At 49.2% G+C, this 20,484-nt stretch carries 15 protein-coding genes; 11 read left to right on the top strand and 4 right to left on the bottom strand.

Features of this window, described 5'->3' with window-relative positions; translation table 11 throughout:
• Positions 1–248: 248 nt before the first annotated feature.
• Positions 249–2,855, bottom strand: a complete 2,607-nt coding sequence (locus AAC052_RS21155; RefSeq protein ID WP_339815402.1) for a glycoside hydrolase family 3 C-terminal domain-containing protein — start codon at positions 2,853–2,855, stop codon at positions 249–251.
• Positions 2,856–3,110: 255 nt separating this feature from the next.
• On the opposite strand from AAC052_RS21155, the gene AAC052_RS21150 reads away from it, so the two are divergent.
• The 6 genes from AAC052_RS21150 (at position 3,111) to AAC052_RS21125 (ending at position 7,998) form a co-directional block, all read left to right on the top strand.
• On the top strand, positions 3,111–3,518 hold the full coding sequence (locus AAC052_RS21150; RefSeq protein ID WP_339815401.1) for a GNAT family N-acetyltransferase: 408 nt from the start codon (positions 3,111–3,113) through the stop codon (positions 3,516–3,518).
• A gap of 190 nt (positions 3,519–3,708) precedes the next feature.
• Complete coding sequence (locus AAC052_RS21145) at positions 3,709–4,275, top strand: Crp/Fnr family transcriptional regulator (RefSeq protein WP_339815400.1); 567 nt, start codon at positions 3,709–3,711, stop codon at positions 4,273–4,275.
• 67 nt (positions 4,276–4,342) lie between these two features.
• Entirely contained in the window at positions 4,343–4,777 is a 435-nt protein-coding gene (locus tag AAC052_RS21140) for a carboxymuconolactone decarboxylase family protein (protein ID WP_339815399.1), read from the top strand.
• A gap of 65 nt (positions 4,778–4,842) precedes the next feature.
• Positions 4,843–6,141, top strand: a complete 1,299-nt coding sequence (locus AAC052_RS21135) for an NAD(P)/FAD-dependent oxidoreductase (protein ID WP_339815398.1) — start codon at positions 4,843–4,845, stop codon at positions 6,139–6,141.
• Positions 6,142–6,549: 408 nt separating this feature from the next.
• A complete protein-coding gene (locus AAC052_RS21130) occupies positions 6,550–6,915 on the top strand; it encodes a DUF2200 domain-containing protein (RefSeq protein WP_339815397.1) in 366 nt (121 codons plus the stop codon).
• 291 nt (positions 6,916–7,206) lie between these two features.
• Positions 7,207–7,998 carry a hypothetical protein gene (locus AAC052_RS21125; RefSeq protein ID WP_339815396.1) on the top strand — a complete coding sequence of 264 codons (792 nt, stop codon included), beginning with the start codon at positions 7,207–7,209 and terminating at the stop codon, positions 7,996–7,998.
• 131 nt (positions 7,999–8,129) lie between these two features.
• Here the strand turns inward: AAC052_RS21125 and AAC052_RS21120 are convergent, their stop codons facing one another.
• Together AAC052_RS21120 and AAC052_RS21115 are read right to left on the bottom strand one after the other, a co-directional pair.
• Positions 8,130–8,558, bottom strand: a complete 429-nt coding sequence (locus AAC052_RS21120) for an OmpA family protein (RefSeq protein ID WP_317491426.1) — start codon at positions 8,556–8,558, stop codon at positions 8,130–8,132.
• Positions 8,559–8,733: 175 nt separating this feature from the next.
• Positions 8,734–9,279, bottom strand: coding sequence for a transposase (locus tag AAC052_RS21115; protein WP_339815395.1), 546 nt, complete (start codon positions 9,277–9,279; stop codon positions 8,734–8,736).
• A 426-nt stretch (positions 9,280–9,705) separates the two neighbouring features.
• Here AAC052_RS21115 and AAC052_RS21110 point away from each other — a divergent pair, with 426 nt between their 5' ends.
• From AAC052_RS21110 to AAC052_RS21100, 3 genes are all read left to right on the top strand, one after another.
• Positions 9,706–12,318 carry a M14 metallopeptidase family protein gene (locus AAC052_RS21110; RefSeq protein ID WP_339815394.1) on the top strand — a complete coding sequence of 871 codons (2,613 nt, stop codon included), beginning with the start codon at positions 9,706–9,708 and terminating at the stop codon, positions 12,316–12,318.
• 322 nt (positions 12,319–12,640) lie between these two features.
• The gene (locus AAC052_RS21105; RefSeq protein ID WP_317491429.1) at positions 12,641–15,034 is read left to right on the top strand and encodes an ABC transporter permease; all 2,394 of its coding nucleotides are present in this window, start codon (positions 12,641–12,643) and stop codon (positions 15,032–15,034) included.
• 296 nt (positions 15,035–15,330) lie between these two features.
• Positions 15,331–15,726 (top strand): hypothetical protein, encoded by a 396-nt coding sequence (locus AAC052_RS21100; RefSeq protein ID WP_339815393.1) that lies wholly within the window; start codon positions 15,331–15,333, stop codon positions 15,724–15,726.
• Here AAC052_RS21100 and AAC052_RS21095 read toward each other — a convergent pair.
• Positions 15,723–16,583 carry a lysophospholipase gene (locus AAC052_RS21095; protein WP_339815392.1) on the bottom strand — a complete coding sequence of 287 codons (861 nt, stop codon included), beginning with the start codon at positions 16,581–16,583 and terminating at the stop codon, positions 15,723–15,725. The genes AAC052_RS21100 and AAC052_RS21095 overlap by 4 nt on opposite strands.
• Positions 16,584–16,663: 80 nt before the next feature.
• Between AAC052_RS21095 and glpK the strand changes: the two genes are divergently transcribed.
• Positions 16,664–18,157: a glycerol kinase GlpK gene (glpK, locus tag AAC052_RS21090; protein WP_339815465.1), complete on the top strand. Its 1,494-nt coding sequence runs from the start codon at positions 16,664–16,666 to the stop codon at positions 18,155–18,157.
• Positions 18,158–18,191: 34 nt separating this feature from the next.
• On the top strand, positions 18,192–20,438 hold the full coding sequence (locus AAC052_RS21085) for a patatin-like phospholipase family protein (RefSeq protein ID WP_339815391.1): 2,247 nt from the start codon (positions 18,192–18,194) through the stop codon (positions 20,436–20,438).
• Positions 20,439–20,484 lie beyond the last annotated feature (46 nt).

The following is a 20,484-nucleotide window of genomic DNA, read 5'->3' as shown; positions in this document are numbered from 1 at the left end:
TAAGGGTTCCGCATTTAATCAGCTCTTGTAGTAAAACCCCTCTTTACCTTCATTTGCAATGACGGTGATCGAGACTTGTGCTTCCAGTGCATACAATACTTCCAGGGTTTTTTTTGAGACCAGTTCTCAGAATGATTACTGCAAGGGCCAGGGGATGTCGTTCCACGTCGGCTCGCTCCTTCGTCGCAATCGACATGACGCTCGTTTGGTTAGGGCCGATGTATGTCCGGCCCGTTCAGCCGCACAACTCACCTTACCACCAGCCCCGTCCTCAAATCATCTTTCGCCGAGGAATTCCCTACTGAAATAGCAAACTCTCCAGGCACGCTCACCAGGTTAAACTCAGCATCGAAGGTTTGAAAGGCCTCTTTTCTAATCGTTAATTCCACTGTTTTGCTTTCGCCAGTCTTCAGGTGGATGCGCCGGAAGGCCGCCAGGTTCTTGATGGGTGCATCGGCCGGCCGGTTTTTGTTGGCAACGTACAGCTGCACCACCTCGTCGCCGTCCATTGGGCCGGTGTTGGTAACGGTTACTTTCACCGGCACTGCCTCACCGGGCTTGCTTTCGGCCGGAAGGTTCAAATCAGCAAAACCAAAAGTCGAATAGCTCAGGCCGTGCCCGAACGGATACAGCGCTTGCCCTTTGAAGAACCGGTAGGTCTGCGTCGTCATCTGGTAGTCGGTGAAGGCAGGCAGGTCCGCAACCGACTTGTAGAAGGTAACCGGCAGCTTGCCCGAGGGGTTGTAGTCGCCAAAAAGAACGTCGGCAATGGCGGTGCCACCCGCCTGGCCCGGATACCACGCCTCCAGAATGGCCGGAATATGATCGTTTTCCCACGGGATCGACAGCGCACTGCCATTGAGCAGCACCAGCACCACTGGCTTGCCCAGGGCGTGAATGGCCTTGATCAAATCAAGCTGTGCCGCCGGTAGGCCCAGCTTGGTGCGGTCGCCGCCATTAAATCCATCCACCTTAATATCCATTTCTTCGCCTTCCATGCGGGGCGTAAGGCCCATGCACATGATCACCGCATCAGCACCGCTGGCAGCGGCCAGGGCATCCTTCATCAGGTCGGGTTTGGGCTCTGCCCACACCAACTGCACCATGGCGTCGGCATAGTTTTCACCTGCATCCACTTTGAAGCTATAGGTTTTTCCTGCTTCTAAAAGGATCGGCTCCGACTTCCGTAGCCTCGGGTCGCCATATTCGTCACCAAAGTGATAGACCGTTCTGGCTACCTCTTTGCCTTCAAAGTAGAGCTGCGTATTGCAGGTAGTGATCACACCCAGCTGATGATAGCCCGTCTTCTGTGCGGTGATTTGTCCCTCCCAGCGCACGCCGAAGTTGTCGTCACCCAGGTCTTCTCTGGGGGCAGCGTCGTTCCAGTTCACATCCAGCTGATCAATTTCCTCTTCATACACCACGTCGCCCTGCATCTTGCTGTTGTTGAAGTAGCTGGCCCTGATGGGCCCGTTGATGGCATTGGCAGGCACAGTGTAAAACATCGGCAAGCCCTCTGCGTATTCCGACCCCTGGGCAAACACCACCTCCGTGCCGGCCCCCAGCTTATTCCTGATGCCTTCCAAAGGCGTCACTGCTTTGGAGGGCACGCCGTTGTAGTTGCCCAGCAGCATGAGCCACTGGTCGGAGTTGGGGCCAATAACGGCCACTTTCTTTAAGTCCTTGCGGAGGGGGAGGGTGTTATTGTCGTTTTTCAACAGCACCATCGTTTCCTGAGCCGTTTTCAGGGCCAGGGCCTGGTTGGCTGGTTGGTCGACGATGCTGTAAGGAATCTGAGCGTATTTCACCGTTTCCATCGGGTCGAACATACCCAGCTTGAAGCGGGCTTTGAACAGGCGCTTCACCGACACGTCAATTTCCGCTTCGGTGATATAGCCTTTCTCCACTGCTTCCACCAGCGACAGGAACTCCTCGCCGCAGCTCAAGTCTGTCCCCGCTTTCACTGCCATGGCGGCCGCCTCCGCTTCGGAGCCCACCACCTGGTGGAATTTCCAGATGTCGGTAATGGCCCAGCAGTCCGACACGATAAAGCCATCAAAGCCCAGCTTGCCTTTCAGGGTACCGGTCAGCAGGCTTTTGCTGCCGCAGCAGGGCTCGCCGTTGATCCGGTTGTAGGCACACATGGCCGAGTAGGCGTGGCCTTCCTGCACACCCATTTTGAACTGCGGCAGGTAGGTTTCCCTGAGGTCTTTCAGGCTCACTTTGGCGTCAAACTCATGCCTTTCGGGCTCGGGGCCGTTGTGCACGGCAAAATGCTTGATGGTGGCCACCGTTTTCAGGTAGGTGGGATCGTCGCCCTGCAGGCCTTTGATAAACGGGACTGCGAGCGAACCAGTGAGAAACGGATCTTCGCCGTAGGTTTCCTGCCCACGGCCCCAGCGGGGGTCTCTGAAAATATTGATATTGGGCGACCACAGCGTGAGGCCCTGGTAGAGAAACCGCTTGCCTTTTCGCACGAAGTCGTGGTGTTTGGCCCGGGTTTCATCCGAAATCACCGTGGCCACATCAAAGATCAGGTCATCGTCCCATGTAGCCGCCATGCCAATGGCCTGTGGAAACACTGTGGCCTTGCCTGCCCTGGCCATGCCGTGCAGGCCTTCCGACCACCAGTTGTACGCCGGAATGCCCAGCGAATCAATGGCAGGGGAGGCGTTGGTCATTTGCGACACCTTTTGTGCCAGCGTCATTCGGCCCACCAGGTCATCCACCCGCTCATCGACAGGCAGGGCAGGGTTTTGATAGGGGGGCGGACTGGTATCAGGAGACTTTTCCTGGCAGGCCGACAGGCCAAAGCACAGACCAAAGAAGAGGGGTAAACGATGCAGTAGTTTCATAGGTAGGTAGTAAGTTAAAAGATGAAAATAGCAAAACCTTTGGAGTTTTGCGTGGAGCTCACTCACAAAAGCCGGGGAAAGGCATGGACGGGTTGTGAAGACACAACTCCAAACTGAAGACAGAACCAAAGATGGGGTATGAAGGCACAGCCCGAAACACACTCAAGGTTAAGATACAAGCCATGATGGCGGATCGTGACTTTTTTTGCAGTTAAACAGGTGGTAACTTGAAAAATATACCGACACCGGGCATATATGAAAGAGAAGCCAATTGTAGCACATGACCTTGTCATCACAGCACTTCAGAAAACAGATAGCCTCCCTTGCCACCTTTTGCTAATTGCTGATCCTTCAAAACACACCATCGACAAATACATTTCTGACTCAATTGTGTACAAAGCTGATTTGAAGGGGCGAACCATTGGGTGTTACGCTCTTTTTGGCGTTGACAATGAAACTGTTGAAATCAAGAATATTGCGGTGGACGAAAGCTTTCAGGGAAAAGGAATCGGGACGATATTGTTGAATGATGCCATTGAGAAAGCAAAACTGAAGGGGCTGAAAAAAATCATTATTGGAACCGGCAACTCAAGTGTTGGGCAGCTGTACCTTTATCAAAAAGTAGGGTTTAGAATAACCGGCAAAAAACCGGACTTTTTTTAAAGAAAACTATGACGAACCAATTATTGAGAACGGCATTGAATGCAGAGACATGATCGTTTTAACAAAAGAGCTTTGAAAGAGCACCTGCCGCCAGGTCGCTGCGTATAAATTCACACGAATGAAATTAAGCCTACGCTTTGCTATATTCTTATATCGAACTCACGACTTTTTATTTCAAAACCACACACCTATGATGAAGGATCATATTTCGAAGTTCGTTGAGCTTGCCGACGATGAGTATGACGAAATAAGCCATTACTTTGAGCTCATTGAGGTTAAAAAGAAGCATGTTCTACACGAAGTAAATACCATTTGCCGACACAATTACTTTGTAGTGAAAGGGTGCCTGCGCATGTTTTTTGTAACAGAAAATGGTGCCGAGCAGACAACACAATTTGCCATAGAAAACTGGTGGCTTACCGATCTGTTTTCCTTCCAGCGGCAAACAAATTCTGAATTCTGTATTCAGGCAGTGGAGACATCGAAAGTCATGAGGCTCTCGAAGCAGGAAGAAGACACCTTGCTGAAAAACCACCCGGTAATGGAGAAGTATTTCAGGCATGTTTACCAGTCGGCTGCTGCTGCCGCTCAGCTAAGGGTGAAGTTTTTCCGGCAGTACACCAGAGAGCAGTTGTACATCCATTTCAGTGAAGCTTTTCCCGAGTTCAACCAAAGGGTGCCCCAATACCTGGTAGCCTCCTACCTGGGCTTTACGCCCGAATATTTGAGTGAAATCAGGAACCGGCTCGCTTCTTAAACTGGTTTAACTTTTTTGCCTCGCCGGTCTCATAAATTTGTTTCAAGTTTTAAACACTAGGCAGTTTATGAAACAAAGAATCCAAATCGATGCGCTGGAGCCGGAGGCTTACAAGGCATTGTATCATCTAAGTCAGCTTGTGGCCAACGCCGGGCTCACAAGCACCCATCAGGCACTTATCAAGGTGAGGGCTTCGCAGGTGAATGGGTGCGCCTTTTGCATTGATATGCACACCAAAGAGGCCCTCAAACATGGCGAAACCCAGCAGCGGCTCTTTTTGTTGAATGCATGGAGGGAAACCACCCTTTTTTCGGAAGAAGAACGAGTACTTCTTCAGGTGACTGAGGAGGTCACCCTGATTCATCGGCAAGGGCTAACCCCCGAAACCTACGCAAAGGCCATCGGCCTGTTTGGAGACCGCTATTTGGCGCAAATTATCATGGCAGTCACAGTGATTAACGCCTGGAACAGGATTGCCGTGAGCACCAACAAACCCTTTTGAACAGGGGGCATAGTGCCTCAATTGAATGGCACAATGAGTGATGCAATTTGAAAAAGGAGAGAAAAATGAAAAAGGAAATTGTCGTGGTAGGTGGCGGCTTCGCCGGTTTGGAGTTTGTTAAGAAAATGGGGAACAATGAGCACTACCGGATCACCCTGGTGGATGCGAACAATTACAACTTTTTTCCGCCATTGATCTATCAGGTGTCCACGGGGTTTATGGAGCCGTCGGCTATTAGTTACCCATTCCGGAAAATCCTGCAAAACAAAAAGAACGTCAGGTTTCGCCTGGGTGAATTAGTAAGGGTGGTGCCGGAAACCAACACGATTGTGCTGAACAACGGCACCCTGCACTACGACATGCTGGTGATGGCCACTGGCACAGAAGCCAATTTTTTCGGTAACAGAAATATCGAGCAAAATAGCCTGCCCATGAAAACTATCAGCGATGCGCTTTCTCTGCGCAATACCATATTGCTGAGGCTGGACAAGGCCACCCGGCTCGACGACCGGACTGAACGCAAAAAGCTCCTGAGCTTTGTGATTGCTGGTGCCGGCCCCACGGGCGTGGAGCTTTCGGGCATACTGGCCGAAATGCGGGCGACCATTCTGAAAAAAGACTACCCCGAGCTGGCTGAGGAAGACCTTGGAGATATTTTTCTAATTGACGGCAACGAGGCAGTGCTGGCGACCATGTCGGGCAATGCCCAGAAGTATACCCATAAAAAATTGCGGCAGCTGGGGGTTGAAGTGCTGCTCAACACCTTTGTGGCGGACTTTGTGACAGACACGGTGTACCTGTCCGATGGCTCAGCTATTGCAACGAAAAACCTGATTTGGGCAGCAGGGGTGAAAGCAAGGCAGTTTGATGGTTTCTACCCGGAAAGCACAGGCCGTGGTGGCAGACTGAAAACCAATGCCTACAACCTTGTGCAGGGCTACAACAACATTTATGCACTGGGCGACTGTGCTATCATCCAGACCGACAAAGCCTATCCTAACGGACACCCGCAGCTGGCGCAACCCGCCATGCAGCAAGCCCGCAACCTGGCAGATAACCTGAACCGTGAAAAAGCTTCGTGGCGCCCTTTCCGGTATGTAGACAAAGGCTCGCTGGCGATTATAGGGCGTAATAAGGCGGTGCTGGACTTCCCGGGGCAGAAAGTTTTCGTTAGAGGATTTACCGCCTGGTTGATATGGATTTTTGTGCACATCATGGGGCTGGTAAACTTCAAGAACAAGGTAACCACGCTGTTGAACTGGCTGGGCTACTACATTTACAAAGACCAAATCTTCCGAATGATCTTTAAGCCGAGCGAAAGAAAGGAGAGCAACGAATCGGCCGAAGCAATGCAGAATGCTTAGCGCCTTGGTGTAATCGGTAAAGGCTAAAAATGACAGGCCGAAAGTTCGGAGGAAACTTCGGATGGGTTGTGAAGACACAACCCCAAACTGAAGGCACAACCCCAACTGAAGACACAACCCCAAACGGTTAAGACCCGGGTCGTCACCTGTCTCGAAGACCGTAACCAACATCCAAATTTTCCTATGTAACATCCGAAAATCGGTAACTGACATACGAATTTTCCTTCCCCTTGGTTAGCGTCTCACGAACCAACCACGTACGATTCGCCTACCTTTTTTTGGCAAGAGGTGATGCATGAAGTAGCTCGTGAAGACACGAGCCACAGCGGAGGGAGACTCCGTCCGGGTTGTAGTCTGGACGGAGTCTCGTAACTTTGGCCAGACTATTAATTACCTAAATCATACACTATGACTACCACACCAGAGCATGATGCGAAATTTGTGAAAATGACTTTCTCATCGGTATATCCGCACTATGTTAAAAAAGTTGAAAGCAAGGGGAGAACCAAAGAAGAATTGCATGAGGTGATTCATTGGCTGACTGGTTTTGATGACAAGCAGCTACAGGAGCTGATTGACGAGAAAGCAACTTTTGAGACGTTCTTTAAGCGGGCAAAGCTGCACCCCAATGCTCACCTGATTACCGGAATGATTTGCGGCTATCGGATAGAAGACATCGAAACTCCTTTAACAAAGCAAGCGAGGTATTTGGACAAGCTCGTCGACGAATTGGCCAAAGGCAGGAAGATGGAGAAGATTTTGCGACAAGGGTAAAGGATAGGGGTAGATGGCTTCCGCCAGAGTCATGACCTCGCACCAGCGTTGCTTTATGTTGACACTTATCAAAACGTAATCGGCCAAAAGATAATGGCTATCCGACGGTTGAGGAGCGGTAATAATGACTAACGCAGGAGGTCGCTCGTGAAGACACGAGCCACGGCGGGGGAAGGTTAATTTACGCTCGGCAGTAAGATATTATTGGGCGCCTGATTATCTTTGATAGCAAACCAGCTATGCCCGAATCTCTTTTATTGGCCTTTCTCAACTCACTTTCCTAGCACGCTCATGAGCTCCTCTGAAATCGCCAACCCACTCAGCCCATTCAATGGGCCCCGGCGTTGGAAAAAATATGTTTTCGAATTTGTCTTATTGTTTTTGGCTGTCTTTTTCGGATTCCTTGCCGACAATTTGCGGGAGGAATACTTTGAACGTCAGCAGGCAAACGAGCTGGCCAAGAGCTTTTACGAGGAGCTAAAAAATGACTCAGTCACGGTGGTGACGAAAGTGGCAGGCAGAATCAAAAAAGAGCAGGCGATTGAATACATGGTAAGGTTTTTCAAGGACAGTGCTCTTACCTCCACCTCGAAAGATCTTTCAATCAATTTTCTTTGGGCCACTACGGTGAGAACACCGGTGATCTTCACACCCAGAACGGTGGTGTTAGAGCAGCTAAAAAGCTCGGGCACCCTCAGGTATTTCAAAAGCAGGGAATTACAAAAGCTGGTGGGCGATCTCTCGGTGGCCATTGATTACCTCATGGAAAGGCAGGCCCTGGAAGCGTCGGTTTATCATGAATACATCGAACCTATTATGATCAACCACATGGATTACGATTTTCAATACGAACTGCTCAGCAATGGTATCTTTGACAGGATGGCGGAATATGAAGACAGCGACGAATATATTCCGTTCCATCTCTCGCAGCCGGAAAAAATCAACAGGCTCGACATAACCAATGCTTTGGGCTATTACCACACCAATAATCTTAAATCTACCCGCATGATTTCGTTCAATACCTACATGGATGTGAACGCTGCCATACTGTTGGCGCTGCGCAAGGAATATTCCCTGAAATAAAGATGTTGGGACTTTTCTGACCTGGTCGTTCCTTAGCGACGAATCACTGCTGCTGAGGTCAGTGCTATTTGCGGACTTTAGCGTCGTGACAAATACCAGGCTGTCTTTCAAAAACGTAAGCCTGCTTGTACCTAAAAAACAATCGGCCAGAAAATAATGTCCACCCGGCGATTGAGGAGCTTGCCTTCCCATTTTTTGTTGTCGAAGTAGGGGTTTTCCTGCCCGAAAGCCTTGATGGAGATGTTTTCCAGTGGGATGTCCATGATGATGAGCTTTTGCAGGGCGGCTTGGCTGCGCATTTCTGAGAGCCATTTGTTGTAAAGCTGCCCGCCGATATTGTCGGTGTGGCTGTAGATGCTGATCTGGTAAAGCTCAATATTGGGGATGGTGTCGAGCAGTTGAAACAGTTCCTGTGTTTGTTCTTCGTCCACATAATAGCTGCCGCCCCCAAAGAAGATGCTTTTCTGGATCAGGCCCGTGGGTGGCTTGGGCGCAGGTGTGTCCTGGGCTGAGGCAGCCAAACCAAGGAAGAGGAAGCCGATGAGCAGAAAACAGCGCATGTTGATAAAGATACGAGGAAAAGTATTTTGTTGGCTGGAGTTGATGTTAAGTTAATGGGAGTTCAACAAGCGATTCAAGAAAATCTTCGTAAGACAAGCCTATTTCTAGCAGCTAAGCTGGAAATAGTATGGAAGGCTGGTGCGAGTCTGTGACTCGTACCATTAGCCGACTCCTCTATAACAAATCAATCTCCAACAGACCCTTTCCTCCACTGTAGTCAATGGCACTGCTATACTTCCAATGCCATGGTTCTAACACAAAACCAGCCTCTACCGGATTATTGTGGATGTAGTCTATTTTCTGATCTATAACGTGGGAACTCCAAAGTTCGATCGGCTTATTGTGTTGCTGCCAGAACTGCCTCACTTTTACGTTAGTATTTTTCCGGGCGGCTCTTTCCATCATCCACAGTAGCCACTCTTTCCTGCTTTCTTGAGGGTTGATTTCAATGTCCTTTTGAATTTCCTTTGACGTATGGGCTTTGAATTGCCCAAGCAGCTTACCAGGATTGTTATTTTTGTCACGGAAAATGAGGTGAACGTGGCTGGGCATAATGCACCAGCAATAGATCTCCATCCCTTTTTCTTTTCTGCAAAAATCCAAATTTTCAATTATTGTCTGGAAGTATCCATCCCGGGTGAAGACGTCAAGCCAATACACAGTAGCAAAGCTCACAAAGTACAGCCCTTCTTTGTTTAGAAACTTATATTTCCTACTCAATAGCTTTTTTAAAACAATATACTGCCGAATACATATTGATATCAAGCAAAAAAAGGATGCGTATTGGGAATGAGTCTATCGGATACATTATAGAAGGTGGGGAAGTCCGAGCCACAGCTTCCCCAGCCGGGGCTCGAACTAGCGTTCAGTGCTATTTGCCAGTTTCAGCACTCGAGCAGAGGAAGCCGATGAGCAGAAAAGAGCGCATGTTGATAAAGATACGAGGAAAAGTGTTTTATTTCTCCAATTGGAGATGATGTAATTGTTGCCTCTAACTCCAACCCGCCCACAAAACAAATTACCGGCAAAATTCGCCATATCCTCCGCTGTTCCAATTCTCCCTCCATTCTTTGGATATGAAGCCTGCAGGCTCTTATTTCAGGCACCAGATAAACAGCAATTATTCGTTAACTACTTGATAATCTTATGTATCTAAAAAGAGGATTTTTGGCCATGCTATCAGCCTTTTGCGTGATGATGGTCAACACAACATTTGCTCAAATTCCCACGCCGGAGTCACATTTCGGCTTTCAGGTGGGTGCCGACTACAAACTGTTCAATCACCAGCAGCAGATGGATTATTTCCAGAAGCTGGATGCAGCGTCGGACAGGGTGCTGATGAAGGAGATTGGCAAAACCACGCTCGGCAAACCGATGGTGGTGGTGTTCATTTCGAGCGAAGACAACATCAAAAACCTTGAGAAATACCGAAAGATAAGTGAAGACCTGGCCCGGGTGAGGGTAGATGAAGCCACTGCACGCAAGTACAGCGAGGAAGGCAAGGCAGTCATCTGGATCGACGGGGGCCTGCATGCTACTGAGCGTGCCGGTGCCCAAATGACGCCGGAGCTGGCTTACCGGGTGGCTACGGAAGAAACATCCGAGATGAAGAAAATCCGTGAAGAGGTTATCTTCATTTTGATGCCCAGCATGAACCCTGATGGACTGAATATCGTGGAGAGCTGGTACAAAAAGAACCTGGGCACACCATGGGAAACGACGAACCCACCATGGTTGTACCACCACTTCATTGGCCACGACAACAACCGTGACTGGTTCATGAACAACATGCCGGAGAGCTACCACGTGAACGAAGTGCTTTACAACGAGTGGTACCCGCAGATTGTGTACAACCAGCACCAAACGTCACCAGGCTGGGCAAGGATTTTCCTTCCCCCATTCGATAATCCGGTCAACCCTAATATTCACCCCGGCGCTACCACGGGTACCAACTTCGTGGGCACAGCCATGGCCAACCGCTTTGCACTGGAAAGAATGCCCGGTGTGATTTCGAACCACACCTTTAGCATGTGGTGGAATGGTGGCATGCGTACCGTGCCTTACTTTCACAATATGATTGGTATTCTTACCGAAACTGGCCACGCCACGCCAACACCCCGTTTCTACGATCCCGATTCTATTCCCAAGTATATCCGTGGCCTGGGCGGCTCGAAGCCTACCGACGGCACGCACATTTTCTACTCCGACCCATGGAAGGGTGGGGAGTCGCATTTCAGAGACGCTGTGGACTATATGATCACAGGCTCGCTGGCTGTGCTTGACCTTGCCGCCGACCGCAAGGAGCATTACCTGTACAATATCTATAGCATGGGGAAAGATGCCATCGAAGCGAAGCTGCTGGAGAATAGCTTTGCCTACGTGATCCCTGCAGAGCAGTTCGATAGAGGGGAGGCCCGCAACCTGGTGAATATTTTGCGTCAAGGTGGTGTGGAAATGCACAAGGCAACGAAGTCGTTTATGGCGAATGGAAAGCAATATGCCGCAGGCTCTTATATTGCTTATTCAGCGCAGGCGTTCCGCCCTTATCTGGTCGATTTGATGGAGAAGCAAAGCTATCCTGACCTTAGAATCAGCCCGGGAGGCCCTCCAATTCCTCCTTATGACCTGGCCGGCTGGACATTGCCTATGCAAATGGGCGTGACGGTCGATAAGGTAATGGAGAAATTCACTGCCAGTACTGAGGAAATAAAGACAAGAGAGCCTGTTACAGCCGGTAAGGTATCGGGCAAGTCGGGCTACGGTTATAGCCTCACCACCAATGAAAACGCAGCGATCAAAGCCATTAACTTCCTGTTGGCCAAGGGCGAAAAGGTAAGCAGACTGGCAGCAAAACAAGGCGACATGGCTGCTGGTACCTTCGTTGTAGAAAAGAGTGGCTCTACCGATGCCAATGTTTCGGAAGCGTCGAAAACGTATGGTGTAGACTTTACTGGCCTTGCAGCCAAGCCCGCAGGCACGCTGAAAGCCATCAAGCTGCCAAAAGTTGGTTTGTACAAAACATGGCAGGCCAATATGGACGAAGGCTGGACTCGCTGGTTGCTGCAGGACTACGGCTTCCCGCTGGATACGCTGCACGACAACGATGTGCGCACCAAGGATCTTTCACAGTATGACGCCATCATTATCCCTGACCAGCGTCCTGATGGCATCCTCAATGGCTACTCGTTTGGCTTTATGCCGCCGGAATACACAGGTGGTATGGGCATCGATGGGCTCGCAGCCATCAAGAACTACGTGGCCAAAGGCGGTCAGCTCATCACCTTTGATGAGGCCAGCGACTTTGCTGTAGACCAGTTTGGTCTGTCGCTGCGCAGCACCACCAACGGACTATCGCCTAACACCTTCTTTATACCCGGCTCACTCATTAGAACCAATGTGGATACTAATCACAGCCTGGCTTACGGTGTGCAGTCAGAAGTGGCAGCTTCATTTAACCAAAGCCGTGCTTATAGCAGGGTAGTGAAGGAGAACGAAGGAGAAGGAGGAAAAGAACCATCGGTGAAAGAAGCACCTGAGCCGCCGCTTGAGATAGTGGCTACCTATGCCAAGGATAAGCTGCTGATGAGTGGCTGGGCCATGGGGCAGGACAAGTATATTGGTTCTAAGGCTGCAGTGATCAAAGCGGGTTATGGCAGTGGCAGCATTGTGTTGTTCGCTTTCCGTCCGCAGTTCAGAGGCCAGCCAAGAGCTACTTACAAGCTCATCTTCAATGCGATTTATGAAGGCACGATGGAGTAGGGTTTAATTACCTATATAAATTGAAGGACTATTAGTGCAGGGCAAAGTAATTGAGCAAACCTTTTAAAATCTTCTTTCTTTACCCCGACCCTAAAGGGAGGAAAGAAGATTTTAAAAGCTGTTACGGCTAGTCAGGCTCTCCCTTTGGGGTCGGGGTAAAAAAACAGCTTTGGGAGTGAGTTTAGGTGTTTTCAACAGCTTTAGCCCTGTTTACTATTGGCGGTTTCTGATTTTTTTAACACTTCTTAACGCTTTTTAACCGGTCGTTAACATCAGGCGACTCATTGTTAGCGTACCTTGGAGGCGACTAATCGAACGATCAATGACCACTTTTTTACGCACTGCCTTCCGGGTTTTCAAAAAAGACAAAGCCTTCACGTTCATCAACATTCTGGGCCTGACGCTCGGCATCATGTCGGCTATCATCATCTTTCTGGTGGTGAAGCAGGAAATGAGCTATGATAAGTTTCATGTCAATCTCAACAGGATTTACCGGGTCAACAGCCAAACCAGCCAAAAGGGTGGCTTTTCATTTTTGACCGCTACACCAGGGCCGCTGGGGGAAGCGCTTGAGGCCGAAGTGCCCGGCGTGGAAGAAAGCGCCTGTACCTACTATCGGCGGTCTGGTAATTTTGTGATCGAAGCAGATGGACAAAAGCGGGAGTTTGCTGAGACGGAAGGAGTGGCACTTTTGGGGCCTTCCTTTTTTAAGATGTTCAGCTTTGAGATGCTCTCCGGGGATGTGAACGACCTTAGTCTGCCGGGAAAGGTGTTTCTTTCTGAGTCGATCGCCAAAAAGTTTTTTGCCACAAGTGACCCATCGGAGGCAGTCGGGCAAGCACTGGTAATGGACAATGATTTCACGCTTTCGGTGGCTGGCATTCTGAAAGACTTTCCTCCCAACACTGACTTTCCTTTTACTATCGTGGTGTCGCAGGAAACGCTTAAGGAGCAGGTAGACTTCACTTCATGGAATAGACTCGATAATTCCATGAACACGTATTTCATGCTGGCGGAGCAGGCAGATACCACTGGTTTTCAATCGCAGATCGACACCCTGATAGCGAAAAATGCAGGCTCTTTCTTTGCCAAGTTCTTTAATTTCGAGCTCCAGCCTTTGAGCCAGGTGCATTTCGATAACCATTTTAGCAACTACAACTCCAGGACAATTTCGAGCACTACCATCACCGGCATGATGGTGCTGGGGGCCTTTTTGCTGCTCACCGCCTGCATCAATTTCATTAACCTGGCCACGGCCAATGCGATGAAAAGGGGCAAGGAAGTAGGCATCAAGAAAGTGCTCGGCAGTTCTTCCGGTAACCTGATTGGGCAGTTTCTGGGAGAAACCACCTTGCTGGCACTTGTCTCTCTGCTGTTATCGATTCCACTGGCTTATCTGTTGAAACCGTATGTGGAAGACCTTATCGGCTTTCCGTTTCATTTTAGTTTGTTCAACGACCCCATGGCGATTGGCTTTCTTGTGTTTCTTCTCGTAGCCGTGGTGTTGATTTCTGGTTTGTACCCCTCTTTGGTCATGGCAAGGTTTCGTCCTTCGCAAGTGATCAGAAGCGGGTTGTCGGGGAAAACGGGAAAGGGAAGTGTATTGCGAAAGATACTTGTCATGTTCCAGTTTTTGATCTCGCAGGTGCTGATCATCGGTCTTTTTGTGATTTTTTCTCAAATGGATTATTTCATCAACAAGGACCTGGGTTTTGCCAAAGAAGGCGTTATCAATATTCAGTTTCCAAAAGGAAAGCAGGGCAAAGGCGCAGCATTCAAAGGCGCTGTTAAAAACGTGAGTGGCGTAGAAATGGCCACGTTGCAAAACGGGAGCCCCAGCTCTCGCAGCCGCTGGGTGAGCACCTATTCATTCGAGGGTTCATCAGAGGATACACCGTATTCCGCAGAGCTGAAATTCGGCGATAAAGATTATATCGACATGTACCAGCTTACCTTTCTGGCTGGCAGGGGCTTTCTTAGAGATGATTCGGTTACCGAAATTGTCGCCAACAGGAAAATGATTGAGGAAATGGGGTTTGCCAGCCCTGAGGAGGCGCTGAATGCTAAAGTGCTGCTTGGTGAATCAGGTGTGCCGATTGTGGGCGTAGTAGAGAACTATCATACCAACGGGCTGAGAGAGCCTATGAAAGCAGGCTACATCTCCGCCAATCCGGAGTCTTTTGTGGAGGTTGGGGTCAAGCTCAATATGTCGCAGGCGAAAGAATCGTTGGCCAGCATAGAGAAGATTTGGAACGACATGTTTCCCAACGAGCCGTTCAAATATCAGTTTTTGGATGAAACAATCAGGAGTTTTTATGAAGCTGAGCAACGGCTGGCAAAGGTGATAGGCGTTTTTACCGGCATCGCTATTTTTATTGGTTGTCTGGGGCTTTATGGCCTGGTATCGTTCGTCACTAACCAGCGCATGAAGGAGATCGGTATCAGGAAAGTGCTTGGAGCTGGTGTGTTTAACATCTTTTATATTATTTCGAGAGAGTTTGTAGTGCTGGTGGCTGTTGCGTTTATAGCAGCTGCGCCGATAGCATTCCACTATACCTCAGAGTGGTTGGATGGGTTTGAATACAGGGTGGAGGTGCAGCCACTTGTGTACGTAGCTGCGATTTTCCTCAGCCTGGTAATTGCGCTATTGTCGGTCACATTCAAAGCGCTGGCTGCGGCGAAAATTAATCCGGTGGATACGTTGAGGACGGAGTAGGTCGAAGCACTCAACACTCCATGCCGGTGATTGCGAGTTAATGTTCCGAATATTGATTGTGTGGCTACTGGCAGAGTGATGTGGCAATCTGTCTGTTAGAATATGGCTCCGTAGTCAAAGGATTGCTTCAGTCGCTCGGTGACTAGCAACATAGATAGGGCATTGGTCTGCTCCTTCAGTCACCGTCAACTTAAACAGTAACGAAACGAACCGCCAACACTCCCAGTTAGCCAAACACCATGTTCTCTTCAATTTGATTTTTTTAGCTATCTTTAAATAAATCATTTTTTGATTGCATGGATTACGTATTAAGAAAGCAAGTCAGTCTGCTGATTGAACTCGCCCTGTCTGATAATAAATTCGACCTTAGCGAAAAAGCTTACCTGATGAAGTTTGCTTCCAGTCGTGGGGCCAAGAACTCTGAAATAGCCCGTATGATCAACAATCCAACGCCTACTGGGTCGCTCGAAATGCTGAATTTGACGCAGAAAATTGAATTGATGCTGAGCTGTGGAAGGGTGGTGGTTGCCGACGGAGTGATTGAGCCCGAGGAACAAACCTTTATGTATGAAGTGGCCAAAAAAATGGGCTTCAAAAAAGGGGTGGTCGATTACCTGCTGAAAAATGTGACTTCATTACCGGAGGCTCAACTGAAAGAGGGCTTTCTTGAGTTCGCCGGACAACCGGGCTAGGCAAGTTGTTGCCGAACCCAATCGGCCACCAGTTGAAGCACCTTTTCCCGGTCTACATCGTAGTGCGTCTCGTGTTTAGACGTTTCCCACAGATGAAAAGTAACGTAGCCCGGCGCCTTTGAAGCAAACTCTTTTGTTGCTTCCATGCTGGTGATTTTGTCCTGTCCGCCGTGAAAGGCCAGCACGGGAATATTGAGTTCTCCAGCCTTTCCAATGGCCTTTTTTCCTGCTTCTATTAAGCTCAATGAAAGCTGAGAAGTAATCCGGTCGTGTACGATGGGATCATTTTTGTATTTCTCTACTTCTGCTGCTATCGATGAGATTCCGTTGGGATCCAGCCCACTGGACGCACTGAAGGATGGCCAGATATTTCGCATGATTTTCGCCAACTTCAATAGCAGTGGTGAAGGGGACATGGCCAGCCTTAAAAAAGGCGAGGAAAGAATAGCCCCCTGCAGTTCAAGTGTCTTTTTTGAGGTGAGAAAGTTCACGACCATGTTGCCCCCCATGCTATGGCCGTAGAGAAACATAGGCGTTTCTATGAACTCCACTCTGGCAGACTTCATCAAGTCTTCCACATCTTCAAGCAGCAGGTCGTAGGACGGGGTATGGCCTTTTTTTCCTTCGGAATGACCATGCCCACGAAGATCCATACCGAACACAGCCATGCCTTGCTGTGTAAAAAACTCTGCAACATGCTGGTACCTGCCTATGTGTTCCCCATGCCCGTGCACAAGGCAGATCAAAGCTGATGGCTCCATGTTGGGCAACCAGGAGCGACCCTTTAGGTTGAGTCCGTCCCTGGAGATTATGTCGTAAGATTCCTCGGTCATGCAGCCACTTCTGTATTTAGCCATTTATAACTGCCGTGAAGATACGTCTGACTATCTTTTTTTTATTACTTTGATGCAAAAGTTTACCCTAATACACCCGAATGATGCAAGGAAAGTATATCGTAGCCCTCGACCAGGGCACTACAAGTTCACGTGCGATCATCTTCAATGCTGATGGGAGCATTCTCGGCAGCGCTCAGAAAGAATTCAGACAAATATTTCCCAAGCCAGGCTGGGTCGAGCACGACCCCGACGAGATTTGGGCTACACAATGGGAGGTGTTCAAAAAGGCACTGGCCGATCACAAGGTAGCACCGTCGCAGATCGCCGCCATTGGCATTACCAACCAAAGGGAAACCACTGTGGTGTGGGACAGAAAGACGGGTGAGCCCATTTTTAACGCCATTGTGTGGCAGGATCGTCGCACAGCTGAGATTTGCGAAAAGCTGAAAGCCGATGGCCATGAGCAATACATCAGGGAGAACACCGGACTGGTAGTTGATGCCTATTTCTCCGGTACAAAAGTGCAGTGGATCCTCGACAACGTGGAAGGAGCCAGGAAACGGGCGGAGAAGGGAGAGCTTGCCTTTGGTACCATCGACTCGTGGCTGGTGTGGAAGCTCACTAATGGGAAGAAACACGTCACTGACTACACCAATGCCTCCAGAACCCTGCTTTATAATATCAAGAAACTGGAATGGGACAACACGCTGCTGAAAGCCCTCAAAGTGCCTGAATCGCTGCTGCCTGAGGTGAAGCCGTCGTCGCACCACTTCGGTGACCTTGAAATGGATGGCGTGAAAATACCCATTGCCGGCATAGCGGGCGATCAGCAGGCGGCCTTGTTCGGGCAGGCTTGCTTTGAGCCGGGCATGGCCAAGAACACCTATGGCACAGGCTGCTTCATGCTGATGAACACAGGCACTAAAATGCAGCTGTCTCACTCAGGACTGGTGAGCACAATTGCCTGGGGGCTTGACGGTAAAGTAACGTATGCACTCGAAGGCAGTATTTTCATTGCCGGTGCAGCCGTACAGTGGCTGCGGGATGGGTTGAAGCTGATTGATGAAGCACCTGACTCGGAGTACTTTGCCGTAAAGGCTGGCGACTCGGAGGGCGTGTATGTAGTGCCAGCATTTGCCGGTCTTGGGGCACCCTATTGGGATATGTATGCAAGAGGTGCCATTTTCGGGTTGACCCGTGATACGGGTAAGAGCCACCTGGTAAAAGCCACGCTGGAATCGATGGCCTACCAAACCAAAGATGTGCTGGAGGCGATGCAAAAAGATGCCGGCTTATCCCTGAAAACCCTTAAGGTGGACGGTGGAGCTACTGCCAACAATTTTCTCATGCAGTTTCAGGCGGATATTTTAGGGGCCAACGTGGAGCGCCCAAGTATTATTGAGTCAACCGCCATGGGCGCTGCTTTTCTGGCAGGTATTGAAGTGGGATTGTGGAGTCAAAAGGAAATTGTGAAAAACAGAGAGATCAATAGAGTGTTTACTCCAGAGATGGAGGAGGGTGATAGAAAACGCCTGTACAACGGGTGGAAAAGCGCCGTGAAACGCAGCATGGGCTGGTTGAAAGATGTGGAATAAACTCATTTATTCCTTTCCTGTACAATTATTGGTTATGCACGTCAGGCGTAACCTGTTCATGCTATTCTTTTGGGTGAGCCTGGTGGCAGTGTTTACAGGTAACTTCGGAAGAATTCTCGGCATCCCTTACCTTTTTCTTGACCCGGAATACCTCAATAGAGTAGACTTTTGGAGTTTCTTTATAGTAGGTTTTTGCATGGGCGGGTTTACCGCAGCTTTCAATATCTCGTGCTATATCCTCTACGGCCACGAGTATTCTTTTCTGGGTGTGCTTGAGCGACCTTTTACCAAGTTCTCCATCAACAACAGCCTGCTGCCTATTATCGTGAACGTGGCTTACCTCGTTTTCATTTTTCGTTTTCAAATGGAAAATGAATTCAGAGGGCCTGGCGACCTTTTCTGGAAGATCCTTGGCTACCTGGCCGGGTTTCTGGGCATGCTGGCTTTTTTATACACCTACTTCAGGCTGACGAACAAAGACATTTTTAAGTACCTGACGGGTAGTGTGGATAAACGCCTGAAAAAGGTGAAAGTCAACCGCAAACGAGCCCTTGATAAGTTGAAGGAAGTAAGAGAAAGTAGAAACAGGGTCGACTTCTATTGGGACGAAAAATTCAGGCTAAGACCGACTGCCTACATCAACGATTTCTATGACAAGGAAGCCATCTTAAAAGTTTTTGATCAAAACCACTTCAATTTGGTGCTGATTGAGCTTTTAATTATTGTCGTTGTTTTGCTGCTGGGCTTCTTTATGGACAATCCCTATTTCCAGATACCGGCGGCCGCCAGCGCTATCCTCTTTGGCACCATTTTCATTATGCTTAGTGGTGCCATTAGCTACTGGTTTCGCAGCTGGGGACTTATTTTCAGCATTACAGCCTTTCTGCTACTCAATTTCCTTGTGAAAATGGACGTTTTTCGGAGCCTCAATCCTGCTTTCGGGCTCAACTATAAAGGAAGCAGGGCTGAGTATTCTATCAAGACATTAAGTGATCGCAATACGCCGGAGGTGTACAACCGTGATGTGGAATCGATGCTGCCTGTGCTGGAGAAGTGGAAGGCCAAACAAAAGACGACCGGAAAGCCCAAGATGGTATTCTTGTGCGTGAGTGGTGGGGGGCAGCGGGCGGCACTGTGGACCATGCGGGTGATGCAGCAGATGGACAGCCTTTTGAATGGGACTTTGCTCGACAATACCATGATGATCACCGGCGCTTCAGGAGGCATTGTGGGAGCGGCATACTATCGGGAGCTTTTTCTGCGGGAGAAGAGTGGAGAGATAGAGAACCGTATGGAGGATCAGTACCTCTCCAAAATTGCCATGGATAACCTGAATCCGATGATTTTCAGTCTGCTTGTCAACGACATGTTTATTCGGTTCCAGTATTTCAGGTATGAAGGAGAGGTTTACCTGAAGGACAGAGGTTACGCTTTTGAGAACCAGCTTAACCGGAACACGGACATGATCATGGAAAAAAAGCTCAAAGACTATCAGGAAGCTGAGAGCAATGCCGAGGTGCCGTTGCTGTTGATGGCTCCCACCATAGTGAATGACGGGCGAAAGCTCTATATCTCCACGCAAGACGTCGGTTTTATGACCACCAATGCAGCCAGCGCCCATGCGGAATTGATCACGAAGATAAGAGGGGTAGATTTCAGGAGCTTTTTTAAAGAGCAAAATGCGGATGAGCTCCGGTTTTTAAGTGCGCTGAGAATGAGTGCTACTTTTCCCTATATCACGCCCAATATAGAGTTGCCCAGCGACCCCCCACTGGAAATCATGGACGCCGGCATTTCTGACAACTATGGCATATCGGATGCTATTCGATTCGTTTACGTGTTCCGGGACTGGATTGAGGAAAACACTTCCGGTGTAGTGATATTTTCTGTGCGAGACCATCAGAAGAATGCGGAGATAGAGAAAAAGGCCTCAGAGTCTATTGTGCAGAAGTTTTCATCACCTATCAGCAGTGTGTATAACAACCTGGGCAATATCCAGGACCTCAACAACGACAGCCGGATTGAGTTTGCTACCGAGTGGTTCAAGGGCAACCTCTATCAGATAGAGGTGGAGTATAACACCAACACCATGTTTGAGGGGGAGAGCAACCTCCCTGCTGAGGTATTACTCGAAAGGAAGCAAAACGAAAGAGCCTCTCTTAACTGGCACCTGACGACCAGAGAGAAGAAGAATATTATCGACAATATCAACCTGGTGAGCAACCAGCAGGCGCTGATGAGGTTGAAGGAATTGCTACAGGCGGAGGACGAGGAGGAATAGGCACGCAAAGTCGGATCAATCGGTGTCTCTGGGGGATTGATTTTTG

It is taken from the genome of uncultured Imperialibacter sp. (genome assembly GCF_963974565.1).
GTDB lineage: Bacteria > Bacteroidota > Bacteroidia > Cytophagales > Cyclobacteriaceae > Imperialibacter > Imperialibacter roseus.
The sequence above is the reverse complement of the archived record's forward strand: the minus strand, read 5'-3'. Positions and strand labels throughout refer to the sequence as shown.

What these genes read in the sequence shown, in the direction of transcription:
- AAC052_RS21155 (WP_339815402.1), bottom strand. Translation starts at nt 2,855, where the DNA reads ATGAAACTACTGCATCGTTTACCCCTCTTCTTTGGTCTGTGCTTTGGC.
- AAC052_RS21150 (WP_339815401.1), top strand. Translation starts at nt 3,111, where the DNA reads ATGAAAGAGAAGCCAATTGTAGCACATGACCTTGTCATCACAGCACTT.
- AAC052_RS21145 (WP_339815400.1), top strand. Translation starts at nt 3,709, where the DNA reads ATGATGAAGGATCATATTTCGAAGTTCGTTGAGCTTGCCGACGATGAG.
- AAC052_RS21140 (WP_339815399.1), top strand. Translation starts at nt 4,343, where the DNA reads ATGAAACAAAGAATCCAAATCGATGCGCTGGAGCCGGAGGCTTACAAG.
- AAC052_RS21135 (WP_339815398.1), top strand. Translation starts at nt 4,843, where the DNA reads ATGAAAAAGGAAATTGTCGTGGTAGGTGGCGGCTTCGCCGGTTTGGAG.
- AAC052_RS21130 (WP_339815397.1), top strand. Translation starts at nt 6,550, where the DNA reads ATGACTACCACACCAGAGCATGATGCGAAATTTGTGAAAATGACTTTC.
- AAC052_RS21125 (WP_339815396.1), top strand. Translation starts at nt 7,207, where the DNA reads ATGAGCTCCTCTGAAATCGCCAACCCACTCAGCCCATTCAATGGGCCC.
- AAC052_RS21120 (WP_317491426.1), bottom strand. Translation starts at nt 8,558, where the DNA reads ATGCGCTGTTTTCTGCTCATCGGCTTCCTCTTCCTTGGTTTGGCTGCC.
- AAC052_RS21110 (WP_339815394.1), top strand. Translation starts at nt 9,706, where the DNA reads ATGTATCTAAAAAGAGGATTTTTGGCCATGCTATCAGCCTTTTGCGTG.
- AAC052_RS21105 (WP_317491429.1), top strand. Translation starts at nt 12,641, where the DNA reads ATGACCACTTTTTTACGCACTGCCTTCCGGGTTTTCAAAAAAGACAAA.
- AAC052_RS21100 (WP_339815393.1), top strand. Translation starts at nt 15,331, where the DNA reads ATGGATTACGTATTAAGAAAGCAAGTCAGTCTGCTGATTGAACTCGCC.
- AAC052_RS21095 (WP_339815392.1), bottom strand. Translation starts at nt 16,583, where the DNA reads ATGGCTAAATACAGAAGTGGCTGCATGACCGAGGAATCTTACGACATA.
- glpK (WP_339815465.1), top strand. Translation starts at nt 16,664, where the DNA reads ATGCAAGGAAAGTATATCGTAGCCCTCGACCAGGGCACTACAAGTTCA.
- AAC052_RS21085 (WP_339815391.1), top strand. Translation starts at nt 18,192, where the DNA reads ATGCACGTCAGGCGTAACCTGTTCATGCTATTCTTTTGGGTGAGCCTG.